General features: G+C 52.4%; 18 protein-coding genes and 2 pseudogenes. 10 read left to right on the top strand and 10 right to left on the bottom strand.

Annotated elements, in window-relative coordinates:
- Positions 1-30: 30 nt before the first annotated feature.
- Entirely contained in the window at positions 31-1,380 is a 1,350-nt protein-coding gene (gene xseA / locus J4617_RS14845; protein WP_017465489.1) for an exodeoxyribonuclease VII large subunit, read from the bottom strand.
- A gap of 160 nt (positions 1,381-1,540) precedes the next feature.
- Between xseA and guaB the strand changes: the two genes are divergently transcribed.
- From guaB to J4617_RS14830, 3 genes and pseudogenes are all read left to right on the top strand, one after another.
- The gene (gene guaB, locus J4617_RS14840; protein ID WP_000944174.1) at positions 1,541-3,007 is read left to right on the top strand and encodes an IMP dehydrogenase; all 1,467 of its coding nucleotides are present in this window, start codon (positions 1,541-1,543) and stop codon (positions 3,005-3,007) included.
- A 69-nt stretch (positions 3,008-3,076) separates the two neighbouring features.
- Entirely contained in the window at positions 3,077-4,654 is a 1,578-nt protein-coding gene (gene guaA / locus J4617_RS14835; protein WP_000138296.1) for a glutamine-hydrolyzing GMP synthase, read from the top strand.
- A gap of 123 nt (positions 4,655-4,777) precedes the next feature.
- Positions 4,778-5,107 (top strand): annotated as a pseudogene (locus J4617_RS14830) (DDE-type integrase/transposase/recombinase); the annotation flags it as partial.
- Between the two features lie 79 nt (positions 5,108-5,186).
- Here J4617_RS14830 and J4617_RS14825 read toward each other — a convergent pair.
- Both J4617_RS14825 and J4617_RS23195 read right to left on the bottom strand, forming a co-directional pair.
- Positions 5,187-5,516, bottom strand: coding sequence for a DUF1493 family protein (locus J4617_RS14825; protein WP_023994424.1), 330 nt, complete (start codon positions 5,514-5,516; stop codon positions 5,187-5,189).
- A complete protein-coding gene (locus J4617_RS23195; protein WP_000381628.1) occupies positions 5,501-5,962 on the bottom strand; it encodes an STM2901 family protein in 462 nt (153 codons plus the stop codon). Before J4617_RS23195 ends, J4617_RS14825 begins: the two co-directional genes overlap by 16 nt.
- A gap of 139 nt (positions 5,963-6,101) precedes the next feature.
- Between J4617_RS23195 and J4617_RS23045 the strand changes: the two are divergent.
- Positions 6,102-6,221: pseudogene (locus J4617_RS23045) on the top strand (hypothetical protein); the annotation flags it as partial.
- A gap of 77 nt (positions 6,222-6,298) precedes the next feature.
- Here the strand turns inward: J4617_RS23045 and J4617_RS14815 are convergent.
- On the bottom strand, positions 6,299-6,490 hold the full coding sequence (locus tag J4617_RS14815; protein ID WP_000075924.1) for a YfgG family protein: 192 nt from the start codon (positions 6,488-6,490) through the stop codon (positions 6,299-6,301).
- 178 nt (positions 6,491-6,668) lie between these two features.
- Between J4617_RS14815 and J4617_RS14810 the strand changes: the two genes are divergently transcribed.
- Together J4617_RS14810 and J4617_RS14805 are read left to right on the top strand one after the other, a co-directional pair.
- Positions 6,669-6,806, top strand: coding sequence for a hypothetical protein (locus tag J4617_RS14810; RefSeq protein ID WP_001540598.1), 138 nt, complete (start codon positions 6,669-6,671; stop codon positions 6,804-6,806).
- 96 nt (positions 6,807-6,902) lie between these two features.
- A complete protein-coding gene (locus J4617_RS14805; RefSeq protein WP_000773647.1) occupies positions 6,903-9,116 on the top strand; it encodes a sensor domain-containing phosphodiesterase in 2,214 nt (737 codons plus the stop codon).
- A gap of 35 nt (positions 9,117-9,151) precedes the next feature.
- Here the strand turns inward: J4617_RS14805 and ppx are convergent, their stop codons facing one another.
- The 4 genes from ppx to purM all read right to left on the bottom strand — a co-directional run bounded on the left by ppx (position 9,152) and on the right by purM (position 14,628).
- Entirely contained in the window at positions 9,152-10,693 is a 1,542-nt protein-coding gene (gene ppx / locus J4617_RS14800) for an exopolyphosphatase (protein WP_001123326.1), read from the bottom strand.
- 4 nt (positions 10,694-10,697) lie between these two features.
- Positions 10,698-12,764, bottom strand: a complete 2,067-nt coding sequence (gene ppk1, locus J4617_RS14795; protein ID WP_000529555.1) for a polyphosphate kinase 1 — start codon at positions 12,762-12,764, stop codon at positions 10,698-10,700.
- Positions 12,765-12,952: 188 nt separating this feature from the next.
- A complete protein-coding gene (gene purN / locus J4617_RS14790) occupies positions 12,953-13,591 on the bottom strand; it encodes a phosphoribosylglycinamide formyltransferase (RefSeq protein WP_001028589.1) in 639 nt (212 codons plus the stop codon).
- Positions 13,591-14,628, bottom strand: a complete 1,038-nt coding sequence (gene purM / locus J4617_RS14785; RefSeq protein ID WP_000130477.1) for a phosphoribosylformylglycinamidine cyclo-ligase — start codon at positions 14,626-14,628, stop codon at positions 13,591-13,593. Before purM ends, purN begins: the two co-directional genes overlap by 1 nt.
- A gap of 413 nt (positions 14,629-15,041) precedes the next feature.
- Between purM and upp the strand changes: the two genes are divergently transcribed.
- From upp to J4617_RS14770, 3 genes are all read left to right on the top strand, one after another.
- A complete protein-coding gene (gene upp / locus J4617_RS14780) occupies positions 15,042-15,668 on the top strand; it encodes a uracil phosphoribosyltransferase (protein WP_000706208.1) in 627 nt (208 codons plus the stop codon).
- A gap of 87 nt (positions 15,669-15,755) precedes the next feature.
- Positions 15,756-17,045, top strand: a complete 1,290-nt coding sequence (gene uraA / locus J4617_RS14775) for a uracil permease (protein ID WP_000198337.1) — start codon at positions 15,756-15,758, stop codon at positions 17,043-17,045.
- A gap of 94 nt (positions 17,046-17,139) precedes the next feature.
- Positions 17,140-17,841: a DnaA inactivator Hda gene (locus J4617_RS14770; RefSeq protein ID WP_061835882.1), complete on the top strand. Its 702-nt coding sequence runs from the start codon at positions 17,140-17,142 to the stop codon at positions 17,839-17,841.
- A gap of 26 nt (positions 17,842-17,867) precedes the next feature.
- Here J4617_RS14770 and arsC read toward each other — a convergent pair whose 3' ends face one another.
- The gene (gene arsC / locus J4617_RS14765; RefSeq protein WP_000132650.1) at positions 17,868-18,227 is read right to left on the bottom strand and encodes an arsenate reductase (glutaredoxin); all 360 of its coding nucleotides are present in this window, start codon (positions 18,225-18,227) and stop codon (positions 17,868-17,870) included.
- A gap of 39 nt (positions 18,228-18,266) precedes the next feature.
- Positions 18,267-19,730, bottom strand: a complete 1,464-nt coding sequence (bepA, locus tag J4617_RS14760) for a beta-barrel assembly-enhancing protease (protein WP_000489630.1) — start codon at positions 19,728-19,730, stop codon at positions 18,267-18,269.
- A 207-nt stretch (positions 19,731-19,937) separates the two neighbouring features.
- Here bepA and J4617_RS14755 point away from each other — a divergent pair, with 207 nt between their 5' ends.
- A complete protein-coding gene (locus J4617_RS14755) occupies positions 19,938-21,005 on the top strand; it encodes an AI-2E family transporter (protein WP_000892056.1) in 1,068 nt (355 codons plus the stop codon).
- Positions 21,006-21,068 lie beyond the last annotated feature (63 nt).

Raw genomic sequence — 21,068 nt, 5'->3', positions numbered from 1 at the left:
TCGCGCTGCAAAGGGTGGGGGAGTGTTGGATTACGTGCCCGGCGTGACGGATTTGACTTCACTTTCAAGCCAGCCGTCCTCCAGTCTCGTGGTCATGATATCGCCTGCTTTGACCTGTTTGATCTTTTTCAGCACCTTGCCGTCCGTTGTCGTCGAAACCGTATAGCCGCGCGCCAGCGTGGCTAACGGGCTGACCGCTTCCAGATGCGTGACCGCGTTGCCAAAACGCTCGCGCTGTTCGCTTAACCGTGAGCGGATATTCTCCGTCAGACGATATTCCAGCTGTTGGATGCGCGACTGCGCGCGGTGAATGCGCGGCTGCGGATTTTGCTGGCTCAGGCGTTGACTTACGCGCTGTTGGCGTTGATTGGCCTGCTTAATCCTGGCCTCAAGCGCAAATCCCATCCGTTGGCGTAGACGTTCCAGCGCGGTTTGCTGACGGGCCAGACGCAGTTGCGGATGTTGCTGTTGCAGACGGTGAAAAATCTGCGTGAAACGGCGGCTGCGGTTGGCGAGGTAGTAGTCCATCGCCATGCCCAGACGCTGCTGGGCGGACTGGATCTGACGCAACAACTCCTGCTGGTTACGGCTGACAATTTCTGCCCCTGCTGATGGCGTCGGCGCGCGCAGGTCGGCGACAAAATCAGCTATCGTGACGTCCGTTTCGTGACCGACGGCGCTGACCACCGGAATGCGGCTGGCAAAAATCGCCCGCGCCACGCGTTCGTCGTTAAAACTCCACAAATCTTCCAGCGAACCGCCGCCGCGTCCGACGATCAGTACATCACATTCGCCGCGCGCGTTCGCCAGTTCGATAGCACGAACGATCTGCCCCGGCGCGTCGTCGCCCTGGACCGCGGTTGGATAGATAATAACGGGCAGGGATGGGTCACGACGCTTTAGCACGTGGAGAATATCGTGCAGCGCCGCGCCGGTTTTCGAAGTGATCACCCCCACGCAGTGGGCCGGGGAGGGCAACGGCTGTTTATGCTGCTGATCGAACAAGCCTTCGGCCTGGAGTTTGGCTTTTAGCTGCTCATATTTCTGCTGCAACAAGCCTTCGCCAGCCGGCTGCATACTTTCGGCGATGATTTGATAATCGCCGCGCGGCTCGTACAGCGTAATGTTGGCGCGTACCAGCACCTGCTGCCCGTGCTGCGGACGGAACGTCACCCGGCGGTTGCTGTTACGGAACATCGCACAGCGCACCTGAGCGGTATCGTCTTTGAGCGTAAAGTACCAGTGGCCCGACGCAGGCTGCGTGAAATTAGAAATCTCGCCGCTGATCCATACCTGTCCCATCTCCTGTTCTAACAGCAGACGAACCGTCTGGTTAAGGCGGCTTACGGTAAAAATTGAGGAAGTTTGAGAGGATAACATGTGAGCGGGATCAAATTCTAAATCAGCAGGTTATTCAATCGATAGTAACCTGCTCACGGGGGATCGCAAGCACTATTTGCAAAAAAATGTAGATGCAACCGATTACGTTCTGTATAATGCCGCGGCAATATTTATTAACCTCCCAGGTGAGATATTGCCCATGCTACGTATCGCTAAAGAAGCCCTGACGTTTGACGACGTCCTCCTTGTTCCCGCTCACTCCACCGTTTTGCCGAATACTGCCGATCTCAGCACGCAGTTGACGAAAACTATTCGTCTGAATATTCCTATGCTTTCTGCGGCGATGGACACCGTGACGGAAGCGCGCCTGGCAATTGCCCTGGCCCAGGAAGGCGGCATTGGTTTTATCCACAAAAACATGTCCATTGAGCGCCAGGCGGAAGAAGTTCGCCGCGTGAAGAAACACGAGTCCGGCGTAGTGACCGACCCGCAGACCGTCCTGCCAACCACCACGTTGCATGAAGTGAAAGCCCTGACCGAGCGTAACGGTTTTGCGGGCTATCCGGTGGTGACTGAAGATAACGAGCTGGTGGGTATCATCACCGGTCGTGACGTGCGTTTTGTGACTGACCTGAACCAGCCGGTGAGTGTCTACATGACGCCGAAAGAGCGTCTGGTGACCGTTCGTGAAGGCGAAGCCCGTGAAGTCGTGCTGGCAAAAATGCACGAAAAACGCGTAGAAAAAGCGCTGGTCGTTGATGATAACTTCCATCTGCTTGGCATGATTACCGTAAAAGATTTCCAGAAAGCGGAACGTAAACCAAACTCCTGTAAAGATGAGCAGGGCCGTTTACGTGTCGGCGCGGCGGTCGGCGCAGGCGCGGGTAACGAAGAACGTGTTGACGCGCTGGTTGCTGCGGGCGTTGACGTACTGCTGATCGACTCCTCTCACGGTCACTCTGAAGGCGTGTTGCAACGTATCCGTGAAACCCGTGCTAAATATCCTGACCTGCAAATCATCGGCGGCAACGTCGCCACTGGCGCAGGCGCTCGCGCACTGGCGGAAGCCGGTTGCAGCGCGGTGAAAGTGGGTATCGGCCCTGGCTCTATCTGTACGACTCGTATCGTGACTGGTGTGGGCGTTCCGCAGATCACCGCTGTTTCTGACGCGGTGGAAGCGCTGGAAGGCACCGGAATTCCGGTTATCGCTGACGGCGGTATCCGTTTCTCCGGCGATATCGCCAAAGCCATCGCCGCAGGCGCGAGCGCGGTAATGGTGGGCTCTATGCTGGCCGGTACCGAAGAATCGCCGGGCGAAATCGAACTCTACCAGGGCCGTTCGTACAAATCTTACCGCGGCATGGGCTCGCTGGGCGCGATGTCCAAAGGCTCTTCTGACCGTTACTTCCAGAGCGACAACGCCGCCGACAAACTGGTGCCGGAAGGTATCGAAGGCCGCGTAGCCTATAAAGGTCGCCTGAAAGAGATCATTCACCAGCAGATGGGCGGCCTGCGCTCCTGTATGGGGCTGACCGGTTGTGCTACCATCGACGAACTGCGTACTAAAGCGGAGTTTGTGCGTATCAGCGGTGCGGGTATCCAGGAAAGCCACGTTCACGACGTGACCATCACCAAAGAGTCCCCGAACTACCGTCTGGGCTCCTGATTTTCTTCGCCCGACCTTCGCGTCGGGCGATTTATTTAATCTGTTTCACTTGCCTCGGAATAAGCGTCAATGACGGAAAACATTCATAAGCATCGCATCCTCATTTTGGACTTCGGTTCTCAGTACACTCAACTGGTTGCACGCCGCGTGCGTGAGCTGGGTGTTTACTGCGAACTGTGGGCGTGGGATGTGACAGAAGCACAAATTCGTGACTTCAACCCAAGCGGCATTATTCTTTCCGGTGGCCCGGAAAGCACCACCGAAGAAAACAGCCCGCGCGCGCCGCAGTATGTCTTTGAAGCAGGCGTGCCGGTATTTGGCGTCTGCTACGGGATGCAGACCATGGCGATGCAGCTTGGTGGTCATGTAGAAGGTTCTAATGAGCGTGAATTTGGTTACGCGCAGGTCGAAGTGCTGACCGACAGCGCGCTGGTTCGCGGTATTGAAGATTCCCTGACCGCCGACGGCAAACCGCTGCTGGACGTGTGGATGAGCCACGGCGATAAAGTGACGGCGATTCCGTCCGACTTCGTGACCGTCGCCAGCACCGAGAGCTGCCCGTTCGCCATCATGGCTAACGAAGAAAAACGCTTCTACGGCGTACAGTTCCACCCGGAAGTGACTCACACCCGCCAGGGGATGCGCATGCTGGAGCGTTTTGTGCGTGATATCTGCCAGTGTGAAGCGTTGTGGACGCCGGCGAAGATCATCGACGACGCCGTGGCGCGCATTCGCGAGCAGGTAGGCGACGATAAAGTGATCCTCGGTCTCTCCGGCGGTGTGGATTCTTCCGTCACCGCGATGCTGCTGCACCGCGCGATCGGTAAAAATCTGACCTGTGTATTCGTCGACAACGGCCTGCTGCGTCTCAACGAAGCCGAGCAGGTGATGGACATGTTTGGCGACCATTTTGGCCTGAATATCGTTCACGTTCCGGCGGAAGAGCGCTTCCTGTCCGCGCTGGCTGGTGAGAACGATCCGGAAGCCAAGCGTAAGATCATCGGCCGCGTTTTCGTTGAAGTGTTCGACGAAGAAGCGCTCAAACTGGAAGACGTGAAATGGCTGGCGCAGGGCACCATCTACCCTGACGTTATCGAATCTGCGGCGTCTGCAACCGGTAAAGCGCACGTCATCAAATCTCACCACAATGTCGGCGGCCTGCCGAAAGAGATGAAGATGGGTCTGGTTGAACCGCTGAAAGAGCTGTTCAAAGACGAAGTGCGTAAGATTGGTCTGGAGCTGGGCCTGCCGTACGACATGCTGTACCGTCACCCGTTCCCGGGGCCGGGCCTCGGCGTACGCGTACTGGGCGAAGTGAAGAAAGAGTACTGCGACCTGCTGCGTCGCGCGGACGCTATCTTCATTGAAGAGCTGCGCAAAGCGGATCTGTACGACAAAGTCAGTCAGGCGTTTACCGTCTTCCTGCCGGTCCGTTCCGTAGGCGTGATGGGCGATGGTCGTAAGTACGATTGGGTGGTCTCCCTGCGTGCCGTCGAAACCATCGACTTTATGACCGCGCACTGGGCGCACCTGCCGTATGACTTCCTCGGTCGTGTTTCCAACCGCATCATCAATGAAGTCAACGGGATTTCCCGTGTGGTGTATGACATCAGCGGTAAACCACCGGCTACCATTGAGTGGGAATAAGTCGATAACCCTTCCTGTGTTTTCATGAACAGGTAAAAGTGAATTTAACCCTCTGTTTTTGCAGAGGGTTTTTATTTATGCGCATAGATGAGTTTTCTGTGTAGTGCACAGCTCCTGACGGCAAATTTGACGTAATTACGAACCCACGAAGGTTGGCTGTATCTTGCCGTGGTCGTTGATTTGTTCTCGTGCAAAGTTATCGGTTGGTCAATGCAACCACGAATGACAAAAGATATTGTCCTGAATGCGCTTCTGATGGCCGTGTGGCGACGTCATTCCCAAAAACAGGTGCTGGTTCATTCTGATCAGGGTGGTCAGTACACCCGCTATGAATGGCTGAAATCGCACGGACTGGAGGGCAGTATGAGCCGTCGTGGCAACTGTCATGACAATGCGGTTGCAGAAAGCTTTTTCCAGCTACTGAAGCGTGAACGGATAAAGAAAAAGATCTACCAACGACTCAGAAGTGCCCAGGTTATCCGTGGCGATTCAGCCCAAATAAGGGGTATTTAAAATATAATAACTTTATTCTTCAACTATATAACCAACGTCCAGCTTTAGCACTTTCAACGAGCATACCAACCGTTAGTGGCTTACGCGGATCAGGCTCTTTACTTCCAAAGTACTCTGGATTCAGATAGTTGAGTATGTCAAATCCTTCTGGATCTACATTCCAACGCTTGAAGTACTCTTGTAGAAGTTCTTCACTATCTTCAAAAACGAGTTTAAGATCATCCCTAATACTGGTATCAAGCGTGATGGTTCGCTTTGGCCCACAGAGAAAGTACTTTTTAGTGTTATATTCCTGATCGATAAAATCGATAATTTCTTTCTTAATATCTCTCATTAGAAGTACGTCCACTGAATGCGATCTTTAGGAACCGCCACACGATTAAATGTATCTTTAATATCACGCTGGATATCATAAATCGTAGTGAATGTCATAACCCAACCGAGCCAGGGTACATTACGACCAACGAAACGACCTAAATTATTCGTTGAGCTTAGCTGTAATGAGTTGATGGTTTTGCCTGTCAACGTTGGTAATCTGATCCCAGGTGGCAGTTTATAGTTCAACCAATTACTGATGTACTTAGAAGCAATTGATGTTCCTGGAGTTGTCCCACGAGGTTTACCCCTCGTAGGTAGAACTGGTTGCCCTGAGATAACCAGTGCAGCATCGACCGCTGAGATCCCCAGATGATCGCTCACAACGGCGATGGTGATAGCCCACCATAGTTGTTGTGGTGTCAGGTTGGATAACCCGCCGTAGAAGTACGTACCATTCAATGTTTCAGTAGTGTCCATTTACTCACCCCTTCTAACCATGACCAAAAATTATACAACACCTAATCTCTTTGTTCTAACTAATAATTACGGGGTAGTAAGCGATTCACCTCTTTGAAAAAAAAGATCATCGGGGTTGTTTTGCAGTACATGATAGGGGCACGCTGAAGGCTATCGGATTTTGTATTCAGTCGAGGGAATCTTAGTAACCGCGCATGTGATCTTATCACCCAGGCTGGATATCCCGCGGTTGCTCTTTAAGCGTCTGATCATGGCCTGAACCCATTGAGTGGGTTGTCTTTTTGCGTTAACGCTAAAGCTTCTTTTTCTTGCGCGGGCTTTTTAACGGATAACAGCTTAACGTTGTCCCGGTGTGGTGACAGAAAGCGATGACTGTTGCGCTTCTTTTTTATCCTGATGGTGCTGCCAGGCGCCGATAGAAGAGTAGACGAAACGTCCAAAGAAGAAGAGAAAACTGATAAGCAGTACGATACGGGTCATGCGAGTGTTAAATCGATGTCGTTTTCGCATACTGTTGGCCTGACTCACAAAGGGTTCCTTAACGTTGGCCCAGCGGTATGGGCGGGATCAGGCTGGGTTCTTCAAGGGTATTATCAAGGCGAAGAACGTAACAAGCCTGCGTTCACTCTACATTAAGGCATACTGCGAACCGATGGTCAATTCCTCTTAATGTAAAATTGCGTCAGTTGATTTATCTTATATTGTTATGGAAGATAATTTTAGTATTTACATTAATAATAAATTAATGATAACAAAGAATAAAAAGGCGAATAAAGGCTGCAGGAGAAAGGTAATAATTGACTTAAATCAAATGTTACTTTTGTTTAATAATTACAATCGATGACTATCGTGTGATGTATATCGCATCATCAATTTAAAGTCAGGTGGGATGCCTGTCTGTTAACGCCCCTTTGGGATTGGGGGGTTCTGCTGAGCATCTATGAAACTAAATAAAACTTATATAAATATCAGAGATAAATGGTGGGGACTACCGCTCATCCTTCCTTCGATTTTACTACCTGTTTTAAGTAGCGCAAATACTTATGCGCTTACCAGCACTGGAAATGTGGTTCTTTTTTACCTGCCGTTAGCTTTTATGCTTAGCCTGATGCTCTTTTTCGGCTGGGCAGCACTGCCGGGCATTGTGCTTGCTATCTTCTGGCGCAGATACCCGCAGACAGGGCTGTATGAAACCCTTTCCGTGACGATGCACTTTATCATCACTATCGTGCTAAGCTGGGGCGGCTATCGTGTCTTTTCCCCCCGGCGAAACAATGTTTCCCACGGCGACGCCCACCTGTTGTTTCAACGAATATTCTGGCAGGTATTTTGTTCTGCAACATTATTTCTGGTCATTTACCAGTTTGCCGCTTTTGTTGGCATGTACGAAAGCAAAGCCAGCCTGATGGGGGTAATGCCCTTTAATATCAACACGCTGATTAATTACCAGGCGTTACTGGTCGGTAACCTTGTCGGCGTGCCATTGTGCTATTTTATTATTCGTACTCTCCGCAATCCGCTGCACCTACGGGGGTATTATCAGCAATTAAAGCTACAGATTGATAGCAAGGCCACTAAAAAAGAGATCGTTATTTGGCTGGCCGTATTGACTACACTAATGTTTATACTGTGTATGCCATTGACTGATAATAGTTCAATATTTAGTACCAACTATACGCTTTCGTTATTATTGCCGGTCATGCTGTGGGGCGCGATGCGCTATGGCTATAAGTTTATTTCAATTATCTGGGCCGTCGTGTTAATTACGTCGATTCATTATTATCAGCGTTATATGCCCTGGTATTCAGGTTATGATACGCAATTAGCGATTACCTCTTCGAGCTATCTGGTTTTTTCTTTTATTGTTAATTATATGTCTGTACTGGCCACGCGTCAGCGCGTAGTGAGTGGTCGCGCACGGCGGCTGGCCTATCTTGACCCGGTTGTACATCTTCCCAATTTACGTGCGTTAAACCGCGCGCTCCAAAATGCGCCCTGGTCTACGATCTGTTTTTTACACGTGCCGGGCCTGGAGCTATTGGGTAAAAATTATGGCGTCATGCTACGCATCCAGTATAAGCAAAAGCTCTCTCACTGGATTACGCCGATGTTGGCCTCAAATGAGTGCGTCTACCAGATGTCAGGGCACGACCTGGTGCTGCGTCTTAATACAGAGGCGCATCAGCAGCGTATTGAAGCGCTGGATAAACATATTAAGCAGTTTCGGTTTATCTGGGACGGACTGCCGCTACAGCCGCCTGTCGGCGTGAGCTACTGCTGCGTGCGTTCTCCGGTTAGCCACCTTTATCTTCTGCTGGGCGAATTAAGCACCAGTTCCGATCTTTCGTTGACGACTAACGCGCCGGAGGATTTACAGCGGCGCGGCGCAATGCACCTGCAGCGCGATTTGAAGGGCAGAATTGCGATGATGAATCGGCTGCAACAGGCGTTGGAGCACGATCATTTTTTCCTGATGGCGCAGCCTATTTTCGGCGTTCGTGGGGACGTTTACCATGAAATTTTACTGCGACTCAGGGATGACAACGGCGACGTTATCAACCCGGACAATTTTTTACCCGTGGCGCATGAGTTTGGATTGTCTTCCGCTATCGATCTCTGGGTGATTGAAAACACGCTGCGGTTTATGGCGGCCAGCCGGGAATATATGCCCGCGCATCGTTTTGCCATTAATCTGTCGCCAACATCGGTATGCCGCGCTCGTTTCCCTGCAGAAGTTAAGCAGTTGCTTACGCAATATCAGGTTGAACCCTGGCAACTGGTTTTTGAGGTAACGGAAAGCAACTCTCTCACCAATGCTGAGCAGGCGCAGTTGACGCTGGGACAGCTACAGCAGTTTGGCTGTCAGATAGCGATTGATGATTTCGGTACTGGCTACGCCAGCTATGCGCGGCTGAAAAACGTTGACGCCGATATTCTTAAAATTGATGGCAGTTTTATTCGCAATATAGTGTCAAACAGTCTCGATTATCAGATTGTGGCTTCTATTTGTCATTTAGCGCGAATGAAAAATATGCAGGTCGTCGCGGAGTATGTCGAGAGCGAAGAAATACGAAGCGTCGTGCTCTCGTTGGGGATCGACTATCTTCAGGGATATTTAATTGGCGAGCCGCAGCTATTATCTGAGATTCAGTAAAGACAGACGCCGCGGCGCGGCGTCTGATCCACAATTTACGCGGCGATCTCCGGCGAGCTTTCTTCCTCAATATTGAGACGCCAGCCAGTTACCGCTTCCCAGTACTGCTGTTCTTTTTCCAGATCAAGCAGTACCAGCGCATTCTGGCTGAACCAGTCATGCGGAAAACATAACGTCCAGTGGCTGTCATCGGTCGTTAGTCGCAGCGTCGGCGGCGTAGTGGTCGCCTGCCGCTGGTTGTTCAGTAATACGCCCAGACGAAGTAGCTGAATTAACGGCAGATACTGTTTTTTCTTAAACAGCGTAAAGCGGGGCATATCATCCAGTTTTATGGCTTTACGATGGTAACGCACCAGCGTCGCCATCATCATTTGCTGCTCCTGATTAAAGCCGGGCAAATCGCTGTGTTGCAGAATATAAGCCGAATGGCGATGTAAACCGCTGTGATTAATATTCAGTCCAACCTCATGCAGCATTGCCGCCCAGCGGAGCAACGCTTCAAGCTGCGGATGCGCCAGTTTTGGCTGCTGGGCCTGCCACTGCTCGTACATCTGCATGGTGGTTTCCAGCACGCGTCTGGCCTGTTCTCTGTCAATGTTATATTGATTGGCCAGACTTTTTGCGGTACGGCTGCGAACATCCTGATGGCGGAAGCGGCCTTCCATTTCATACAGTACGCCTTCGCGCAACGCGCCGTCGGAAAGGCGAAGCTCGCGGATAGCCAGAGCATCAAAAACGCCGCACAGAATCGCCAGGCCCGGCACAAAGACCGCTTTTCGTTCTTCAGACAGACCCGGCAGGCTGAGCGCATTAAAGGAGCGGTGCTTCAACACTTCTGACTTCAGTTTATCGAGGCGATCCGGCGTAATGAAGCCATCTTTCTCACCCAGCGCCAGGAGAACTTCATGAGCGGCCTTAATCGTACCGGAAGCGCCCATCGCTACGTTCCAACCCTGAATACGATACTGCCAGGTTAAGGTTTCCAGTTTTTGCGCCGCCGCCATTCGGGCGCGCTGGAAGTTTTCTTTATTGATAACGCCGCCGGGAAAGTAGAGCTGCGCGAAGCTCACGCAGCCCATACGACGGCTTTCAACCAGCCTGGGTTCGAAGTTTTCGCCAATGACCAGCTCTGTTGACCCGCCGCCGATATCGATCACCAGCTTGCGGCCTTTTTCCGGCTGCGTATGTTCTACGCCCATAAAAATCAGGCGCGCTTCTTCGTTACCGGAAATAATCTCTATCGGGTAGGGAATAACCTTTTCCGCGCGTTTGAGAAAATCAGCGGCATTTTGCGCCTGACGTAACGTATGGGTGCCTACGATACAGACGCTGGAAGGGGAGAAACCTTGTAAGCGTTCAGCAAACAGCGACAGACAGCTAAGCCCCCGTTCCATGGCTTCTTCGCTGAGTTTGTTATCTGCGCCCAGCCCGTCCGCCAGATGGACGCGCTGTTTTAAACGGCCGATAATCTGCATTGCGCCGTCAACCACGCGGGCAATAACCATATGAAAGCTGTTTGAGCCGAGATCGACCGCAGCGAACTCCTGCGGGCGGGGGGATTTATCGTAAATTGGCATAGCGTTAGTCTGGTTGCTCGAGTGATTTGATGTAGTCATAAATTGCCAGCTGCGCCTGGACTTTACGGCGATTGCCGCGCGGTACGTAGCGGTTGCTGAGTTCTTTATCGATAAAACGCGCTTTTACCGTGTCGCTAAACAGAATGTCAATGATATCCAGGACGCGTTGTTTAAGCCGCGGGTCGAGGATAGGCGTAGCGACTTCGATACGGTAGTCAATATTACGCGTCATCCAGTCAGCTGAAGAGAGCCAAACTTGCTTATCACCGCCGTTTTCGAAAATATAAACCCGATCGTGTTCAAGATAGCGATCCACGATGCTAATCGCGCGAATATTATCGCTAATGCCTTCCAGTTGCGGAATAAGAGAACACATACCGCGCACCAGCAGATTGACCTGGACGCCCGAACCCGACGCGGCGTATAGCCTGTCGACCAACCCTTTATCGACCAGGTTGTTAAGCTTTAAGGTAATCCCTGACGGTAAGCCTTGCTGGGCATTGGCGATTTCACGATCGATCATCTCATACAGCAGACGCCGTGAGTTTTGTGGAGAAACCATCAAATAATCGAAAGTGACCGGGCGATAGGGGTTTTCAATAAAATTAAAGACCCGACGCACTTCATTGGTAATGCGCGCATCGGCGGTCAGCAGCGAATAATCGGTATACAGCCGCGCCGTTTTCTCGTTGAAGTTACCGGTGCCGATATGCGCATAACGCACCACGTCATCGCCCTCTTTTCGTGAGATGAGAAAGAGTTTGGCGTGAATTTTCAGCCCGGGCGCAGAGAAAATAACGTGGACGCCCGCTTCGGTTAACCGCTTGGCCCAGTGAATATTCGCCTCTTCATCGAAGCGCGCCTGCAACTCCACCACCACGGTGACTTTTTTGCCGTTATGGGCGGCATGGATCATCGAGTCAATAATGCGCGAGTCTTTCGCTACGCGATAAATATTGATTTTGATCGCCAGCACGCTTGGGTCAAACGACGCCTGACGCAGCAGTTCCAGCACATGTTCAAAGGTGTGATAAGGATAATAGAGCAGCACATCACGTTCACGAATCGCGTCGAAACCGTTACGAAACTTCTCTTTATCAAACCAAAGATGGCGTAACCGCGGTAACGGTTTATTGACCAGGTTGGCTTTACCGACATTCGGAAAATTAATAAAGTCTTTAAAATTGTGGTAGCGCCCGCCGGGTACGATTGAGTCATACCGGGAGATCGTCAGTTTTTCCCGCAGCACGTCGACCAGCGCGGCGGGCATATCGCGTTGATAGACAAAGCGCACAGGTTCAGCGGTCAGGCGCTGCTTCAGGCTGGAAGACATCAGCTCCATCAAACTGGATTCCATCTCATGCACCAGGTCATATTCGGCATCGCGGGTCATTTTCATCGAATAGGCATTGAGCGCGTCATAGTCGAAGAACCCTTTAAAAATGTCATCCAGGCAGTAGCGCAGAATATTATCCAGCAGGATCATCGGCTTGCGTCTGCGCGGTGTTTCCGGCGGCAGATTAACGAAGCGTGGGACTTTGTCGGACGGTATCTCCAGCAGCGCATAGTTGATGGTATCGCCGCGGATAATCTCCACCGCCAGATAGGTGTAATCATCTTTTAAAAACTGAACAAGATCCGTCTCCCGGTTAATGAGAATCGGGGTAATATGCTGGCGCAAATAGTGCTTAAAATAGTGGCGCAACCAGCTTTGTTGGTTCACCGAGAGCTGACGCTCGTTGATCAGAAAGATTTGATTACGCGCCATTTCCAGCAGTAATTCGTTGTACAGGCCGTCGAACTCCTGGTCTGCTTTCAACACACGGGACTGAATTTTGCCTAACAAATGGCGTGAATGAGAATTTGAACCCTGTTCTTCGCTGATAATAATGCGTCGTTTCAGTTCAGCGAAACGCACTTTGTAGAACTCGTCGAGGTTATTAGAATAGATTCCCAGGAACCGCATCCGCTCAATCAACGGGTTGGATTTGTCCGCCGCTTCCTGTAACACGCGTTCGTTAAATGCTAACCAGCTCAGTTCTTTCTCGATATATAGCTTTTCCTGACCCATTACTACCTATACTCCGTTTTATTCACGGGACACTGCCTGATAATTATGGCGAGCATTACGCGTTAATGTCCAACTGCGCCAGAAAAATATGACAATAAACTGATAGCATAAAGGAAGGGAAAAGAGTAGGCCGGATAGGCATTTATGCCGCCATCCGGCAAGCAGACGCAGTCCTGTCCGATGACATATTATTCGTCAGACGCATAACCTTGCGGCGGCAGACGACGCCCGTCCAGCCAGGCGGCGTTATCGCGCATCTTTAGACGCCCCTGCGCAAACCAGCTAATCACCAGCGGATAAATCGCATGTTCCTGAGTCTGTACGCGTGCGGTGATATCATCTTCGCTGTCGTCGGCAAAAACCGGCACCTTCGCCTGGAGAATGACCGGGCCGCCGTCGAGTTCGTCTGTCACGAAATGTACCGAAGTACCGTGCTCCTCATCGCCGTTTTCCAGCGCCTGGCGATGGGTATGCAACCCCGGATATTTTGGCAGCAGGGAAGGGTGAATGTTCAGCAGACGCCCGTAGTAATGCGCGACAAACATCGGACTCAGAATACGCATAAAACCGGCCAGCACGACCACATCGGGCGCATACGCGTCTATCTTGCGAATCAACTCGCGATCGAAGGCGTCGCGGCTGTCAAACCGATCGGCAGTCAGCGCTTGCGCCGGAATACCGGCTTCTCTGGCGCGTTCAAGGCCGAACGCGTCGGCCTTATTGCTGAATACTGCCCTGAGGGTGCCTTTAATTTTCTTCGCTTCGCAGGCATCGATAATCGCCTGTAAATTGCTTCCATTGCCGGAAATCAGCACCACAATATTCATTATTCAATAACCACACGCTGTTCGGAATCAGAGGCTTTGATGATACCGATTTTCCATGCGTTTTCACCTTTCTCGTTTAGCAGAGCAAGCGCTTTGTCCGCTTCCGGAGCGGAGAGCGCAATCACCATGCCGACGCCGCAGTTAAAGGTACGGTACATTTCATGTCGGCTGACATTACCGGCGGTTTGCAGCCAGGTAAAGATGGCGGGCCACTGCCAGGACGACTCATTAATTACCGCCTGGGTATTCTCCGGCAGAACGCGCGGAATATTTTCCCAAAAACCCCCGCCGGTGAGGTGGGCGATAGCGTGTACATCGACGTTTTCAATCAGTTCCAGAACCGATTTTACGTAGATACGGGTCGGTTCAAGCAGATGATCGGCCAGCGGCTTCCCTTCCAGCAGAGTGGTTTGTGGGTCGCAGCCGCTAACGTCAATAATTTTCCGCACCAGCGAATATCCATTCGAATGTGGGCCGCTGGAGCCGAGCGCAATCAGCACGTCGCCTTCGGCAACCCGGGAGCCGTCGATGATTTCTGATTTTTCGACTACGCCGACGCAGAAACCCGCCACATCGTAATCTTCGCCGTGATACATGCCCGGCATTTCCGCCGTCTCGCCGCCGACCAGCGCGCAGCCGGATTGCAGGCAGCCTTCGGCAATACCGTTGATCACGCTGGCGGCGGTATCGACATCCAGTTTACCCGTGGCATAGTAATCGAGGAAAAACAGCGGTTCCGCGCCCTGAACGACCAGATCGTTTACGCACATTGCCACCAGATCAATACCGATAGCGTCGTGGCGCTTTAAGTCCATCGCCAGGCGAAGTTTGGTGCCTACGCCGTCAGTGCCGGAAACCAGTACCGGTTCACGATATTTTTGCGGCAACGCGCACAGCGCACCGAAACCGCCCAGACCGCCCATAACCTCCGGGCGGCGAGTTTTCTTCACTACGCCTTTGATTCGATCAACCAGAGCGTTACCCGCATCAATATCGACGCCGGCATCTTTATAGCTAAGAGAGGTCTTATCGGTCACTGCCTGGTTCCCCACGTTTTTTCTTGCGGTAAAAGTTAAATTCGGCGCAATTCTAACAGGGAAAGCAAACGTTTGCGAGCGTGGTCTGCGCCCTGGTTATCCGGGCGATTTTTTTTGCATGGTTTCGGTCGCTGCTTGAAAATTTCCCTGTTGGTAAAAAAGAAAAGGATATCCAGCACTTGGTTTACGACAGGCGGTCGGGACAGGTCATTCACCCTTAAAATTGCTAATATTCAAACGGTTGTTAGCCTTTATCGCCTGTTTCAACGTGAGTGATTTATACTCACTTTTCCGCTATCAGCGCTTTTGGTTGATCCAGGTCAAGCATACATTGTGTTGCGTCAGAGAGGAAAAGCGGTATAATCCGGCGATTTTTTTTGTGGTTGCCAGTCATCTGAGGATAGGAGAAGAGTATGAAGATCGTGGAAGTCAAACACCCACTCGTCAAACACAAGCTGGGTCTGATGCGTGAAAACGACATTAGCACTAAACGCTTTCGTGAACTCGCCTCAGAAGTAGGCAGCCTGCTGACGTATGAAGCGACAGCCGACCTGGAAACGGAAAAAGTCACCATCGAAGGCTGGAATGGCCCGGTGGAAATCGACCAGATCAAAGGTAAAAAAATTACCGTTGTGCCAATTCTGCGCGCGGGTCTGGGCATGATGGAAGGCGTTCTGGAAAATGTACCGAGCGCGCGTATCAGCGTAGTCGGGATGTACCGTAACGAAGAGACGCTTGAGCCAGTACCTTATTTCCAGAAACTGGTATCGAACATTGATGAGCGCATGGCGCTGATCGTCGACCCGATGCTGGCGACCGGCGGTTCTGTCATCGCGACCATCGACCTGCTGAAAAAAGCAGGCTGTAGCAGCATTAAGGTGCTGGTGCTGGTCGCCGCGCCGGAAGGCATTGCGGCGCTGGAAAAAGCGCACCCGGACGTTGAACTGTACACCGCCTCTATCGATCAGGGGCTTAACGAGCACGGATACATTATTCCGGGGCTTGGCGATGCCGGCGATAAGATTTTTGGTACCAAATAAGTGAATAAATAATTAAAAGCCGACTTTAAGAGTCGGCTTTTTTTTGAATAAAACCACTCATAACAAACACACTTAGAGGAAAACACTATGACGCGCCGTGCTATCGGGGTGAGTGAAAGACCGCCGCTTTTACAGACAATCCCGCTTAGTTTACAGCACCTTTTCGCCATGTTTGGCGCGACCGTGCTGGTGCCAGTTCTGTTTCATATCAACCCCGCGACGGTGCTGTTGTTTAACGGTATCGGAACACTGCTGTATCTCTTTATCTGCAAAGGTAAAATTCCGGCCTACCTCGGATCGAGCTTTGCCTTTATTTCCCCGGTACTACTGTTGTTGCCGCTGGGTTATGAAGTGGCGCTGGGCGGTTTTATTATGTGCGGCGTGCTGTTCTGTCTGGTCTCTTTCATCGTTAAAAAAGCGGGCACCGGCTGGCTGGATGTGATGTTCCCGCCTGCGGCAATGGGCGCAATCGTTGCCGTCATCGGTCTGGAGCTGGCTGGCGTCGCGGCGGGGATGGCCGGATTACTGCCTGCGCAAGGGCAGTCGCCGGACACGAAAACAATTATTATCTCCATGGTCACGCTGGCGGTGACGGTGTTCGGCTCCGTACTGTTTCGCGGTTTCCTGGCGATCATTCCGATTTTGATCGGCGTGCTGGCGGGCTATGCGCTGTCATTCGCGCTGGGGGTGGTCGATACCACGCCGATTGCCCAGGCACACTGGTTTGCGCTGCCGACCTTCTATACGCCGCGTTTTGAATGGTTCGCTATCCTGACGATTCTGCCCGCGGCGTTGGTCGTGATTGCCGAGCATGTCGGTCATCTGGTGGTGACGGCGAATATCGTCAAAAAAGATTTAGTGCGCGATCCCGGTTTGCACCGCTCGATGTTCGCTAACGGATTGTCGACGATCATTTCCGGTTTCTTCGGCTCCACGCCGAATACCACCTATGGGGAAAATATTGGCGTCATGGCGATCACCCGCGTTTACAGTACCTGGGTTATCGGCGGCGCGGCGATTTTCGCCATTCTGCTTTCCTGCGTCGGCAAACTGGCGGCGGCGATTCAGATTATCCCGTTACCCGTGATGGGCGGCGTCTCGCTGCTGTTGTACGGCGTTATCGGCGCGTCGGGGATTCGCGTCTTGATCGAATCGAAAGTCGACTACAACAAAGCGCAAAATCTGATCCTCACCTCGGTGATTTTGATCATCGGCGTGAGCGGCGCGAAAGTGCATATCGGCGCGGCAGAATTGAAAGGGATGGCGCTGGCGACCATCGTCGGGATTTGCCTGAGCCTGATTTTTAAACTGATTAGCCTGTTGCGTCCGGAAGAAGTGGTACTGGAGGCAAATGATGCGGAGTCTCCGCATCAGTAACGGGTTGCCGGGCAGCGATGCTGCCCGGTTCTATCTCAAGGGAATTATGTGGTAAACTCAGCGCGATTTTATGTCATCCTGGGTTGAGGTATCTCTGAACACACCGGCACAGCTCTCTTTGCCACTTTATCTTCCTGACGACGAAACTTTCGCAAGTTTCTGGCCGGGGGATAACGCCTCTCTACTGGCCGCGTTACAAAACGTGTTGCGCCAGGAACATAGTGGATATATCTACCTTTGGGCGCGTGAAGGCGCGGGCCGCAGCCATTTACTGCACGCCGCCTGTGCTGAACTGTCGCAGCGTGGAGATGCGGTAGGCTACGTCCCGCTCGATAAACGTACCTGGTTCGTGCCGGAAGTGCTCGACGGTATGGAACACCTCTCGCTGGTGTGTATTGATAACATTGAGTGTGTCGCTGGCGATGAACTGTGGGAGATGGCGATCTTTGATCTCTATAACCGCATTCTGGAGTCCGGTAAGACGCGGTTATTGATCACCGGCGATCGTCCGCCAAGACAGTTAAATCTGGGCTTGCCCGATCTCGCTTCCCGTCTGGACTGGGGGCAAATCTATAAACTCCAGCCTCTTTCCGATGAAGACAAACTTCAGGCGCTACAGTTGCGCGCCCGGTTACGGGGGTTTGAACTGCCGGAAGATGTCGGGCGGTTTTTGCTCAAACGTCTTGATCGCGAAATGCGTACGCTGTTTATGACGCTGGATCAGCTCGATCATGCGTCGATCACTGCCCAGCGAAAACTGACGATCCCGTTTGTCAAAGAGATCCTGAAACTGTAATACGCCGCGACGGCGGCGTTCAACGGTTAACCGAGGATGTCCAGCACCTGCTCAGGTGGTCGGCCAATGCGCGCCTGACCATTTGCCACCACAATGGGGCGCTCCATCAGTTTAGGGTGTTCAACCAGCGCCTGGATTAACGCCTCTTCACTCAGCTGGCTGTCCGCCAGGTGAAGCGTCTTATAGAGATCTTCTTTCTGGCGCATCAGTTCGCGCGCGCTGGACATGCCCAACATACGCAGCAGTTCACGCACGGTGGCGGCATCGGCGGGCGTATCCAGATAAAGCACCACTTCCGGTTCCACGCCGTTAGATTTCAGCAGGTTCAGCGTGTCGCGGCTCTTCGAGCAGCGCGGGTTATGGTAGATTTTAATCGTGTCGGTCATGAGTTCTCCTTGTGACGCCATCCGGCTAATAAACGGCGATTACATTTTCGTGTATGGCTTGAAGCGTTCCTGTAACTGGCGCAACTGGTCGATACGCGCATCGTAACGCGCCTGTTGCTGGCTACCCAGTTTTGCCTGGGCGCTGGCGCTACTGAGCAGTGAAATTGCCTGATCCAGTCGTCCCGCCAGCGCATAACTTTCAGCGCGCGCCGCCAGCTCCTGATCGCGGTTGTTCAGCGCGGCTTCGGCCTGAGCAAGCAGATCCCAGCCGTTACCGTCATCTTTATGGCTAAAGGTGTAGCGATTCAGAATGGTTTCCGCCGCTTTCGGCTGGCCTCCCTGGAGGTACGCATTGGCGAGGTTTAACTGCAGCACAGGATTAACGCGCAGATCGCGGGCATTTTTCAGGCGATTAATCGCGTCGTTGGCTCTTTTCTGCCCCAGGTCAATATCGGTGGCGAGGTCAAGATACCAGGCATTATTCGGTTCCGCGCTTAATAGCGGCTGCAACGTTTTGCGCGCTTCATCGTACTTGCTCGCTTCCATCGCCTGCAACGCCCGGCCATATTGCGCCGCATGTTGCTGACGCACGTTGCCTTTAGACCACTGATCCAGCAGGTCGCTGGTGAGCTGGTTACGTCCGGAATTGTACATTCCCAGGGCGCGCGCTTTGGCGAAATAAAAGTCGGCGGAAGATTGCACCACGACCGGGCGCATCTGGTTGGCACGGTTGCGGGCATCCGCAAGGCGGCTTTCCGGTAAGGGGTGAGTGAGCAAAATTTCAGGCGGGCGCGTGGAGTAACGCGCCTGGTCGAGCAGTTTTTCGAGGAAAGAGGGCATCGCCTGTGGGTCAAATCCGGCGCGTTGCAGTACCTGAATACCAATACGGTCGGCTTCTTGCTCATTTTGCTGGGTGAAACTTATCATTCCCTGGCGCGTTCCCGCCAGAGTACCGGTTAGCGCCGCCATACCGGCCTGTGGGCTGGCCATGGCCAGCAAAATGGAACCCAGCGCGCCCACCCAGGTAAGCGGCGCGCTGCGCTTTTGATCTTCCATCGCGCGCGCCAGGTGGCGCTGCGTCACGTGGGAGATTTCATGCGCCATGACTGAAGCTAGCTGGCTTTCGTTATCCGCGTAGCGAAAAAGCGCCGAGTGCAGCACCACATTGCCGCCAAAGAACGCGAACGCGTTGATTTCGTCATTATTGATCAAGAAAAAATGGAAGGGCGTTTTGACGGAGTCAGCGTGCGAGACCAGACGCATACCCAGCGCGTTAATGTATTGCACCAGCAGCGGATCGTTGATTAACGGCGCGCTGCCGCGTAGCTGGCGCACATAAAAGTCGCCCATTTGCATCTCTTGTCCAATAGAAAGCGTGCTTCCTGCCGAGGTTCCCATATCGGGCAGCGTGTCGGCAGGGTCGGCAAATGCGGGCGCGACCTGACCGAGAGCCAATGCTGCAATGAGGGTTGCCACCAGGTTTTTTTTCAACTGCCTGAACATAACCTCTATCCTGTTGTTTTGAGATAGCCCTTTGACCAACGTCGTGAAATATCGTTCCACGCTCCGACACTTCATAAGTGTAACTGTGATGAGCACAGACTCACTATTTTAGTTTCCTGAATCAACGATAAAAAGCGAAGTCTTTTTTGTGACATTTCGATACAATTCGGCATCACAATCCCGCAGTTGAGTTCTGGGAAGGGTTTTATGCTCGAAATGTTAATGCAATGGTATCGCCGTCGCTTCAGCGACCCGGAGGCGATTGCCTTGCTGGTCATTCTGGTGGCTGGTTTTAGCATCCTCTTTTTCTTTAGCGGCCTGTTAGCGCCGCTGCTGGTCGCAATCGTACTGGCCTACCTGCTGGAGTGGCCGACGGCGCGCCTGCAGGCGATTGGCTGTTCCCGGCGCTGGGCAGCCTCCATTGTCCTTATCCTCTTTGTCGGCATTCTGTTATTAATGGCGTTTGTGGTGATGCCGATTGCCTGGCAGCAGGGTATTTACCTGATTCGTGATATGCCCGGTATGCTGAATAAACTGTCCGATTTTGCCGCGACCTTGCCGCGACGCTATCCGGCGCTGATGGATGCGGGCATTATTGATGCGATGGCGGAAAACATGCGTACCCGGATGCTTAACATGGGCGATTCGGTGGTGAAGTATTCGCTGGCTTCGTTAGTCGGGCTACTGACGCTGGCGGTATATCTGGTGCTGGTGCCGCTGATGGTCTTTTTCCTGGTAAAAGATAAAGAGCAGATGCTGAATGCCGTGCGCCGCGTGCTGCCGCGTAATCGCGGGCTGGCGGGGCAGGTGTGGAATGAGATGAATCAGCAGATCACCAACTATATCCGCGGAAAAGTGCTGGAGATGGTAGTGGTGGGCGTGGCGACCTGGCTGGGCTTTTTGTTGTTTGGCCTCAACTATTCGCTACTGCTGGCGGTACTGGTGGGCTTTTCGGTCCTGATCCCCTATATCGGCGCCTTTGTGGTGACAATTCCGGTGGTGGGCGTCGCGCTGTTTCAGTTTGGTCTGGGGACGGAATTCTGGAGCTGTTTTGCCGTTTATCTGATTATTCAGGCGCTGGATGGCAATTTGCTGGTACCGGTACTTTTCTCCGAAGCGGTGAATTTGCATCCGCTGGTGATTATTCTGTCAGTGGTGATTTTCGGCGGTCTGTGGGGTTTCTGGGGGGTGTTTTTCGCCATTCCATTGGCGACGCTGATTAAAGCCGTTGTCCATGCCTGGCCGGATGGTCAGGTGACGGATGCCTCATCCTGAGCGGTCTGTACAAAAGTTGTAAAGCGTGAACGACATCATAGTGCCCTGCCGCCATTTTGCGCA

Origin of the sequence: Salmonella sp. 32010601201800023SM (assembly GCF_017572235.1) — a bacterium.
Classification (GTDB): domain Bacteria; phylum Pseudomonadota; class Gammaproteobacteria; order Enterobacterales; family Enterobacteriaceae; genus Salmonella; species Salmonella enterica.
The sequence above is the reverse complement of the archived record's forward strand: the minus strand, read 5'-3'. Positions and strand labels throughout refer to the sequence as shown.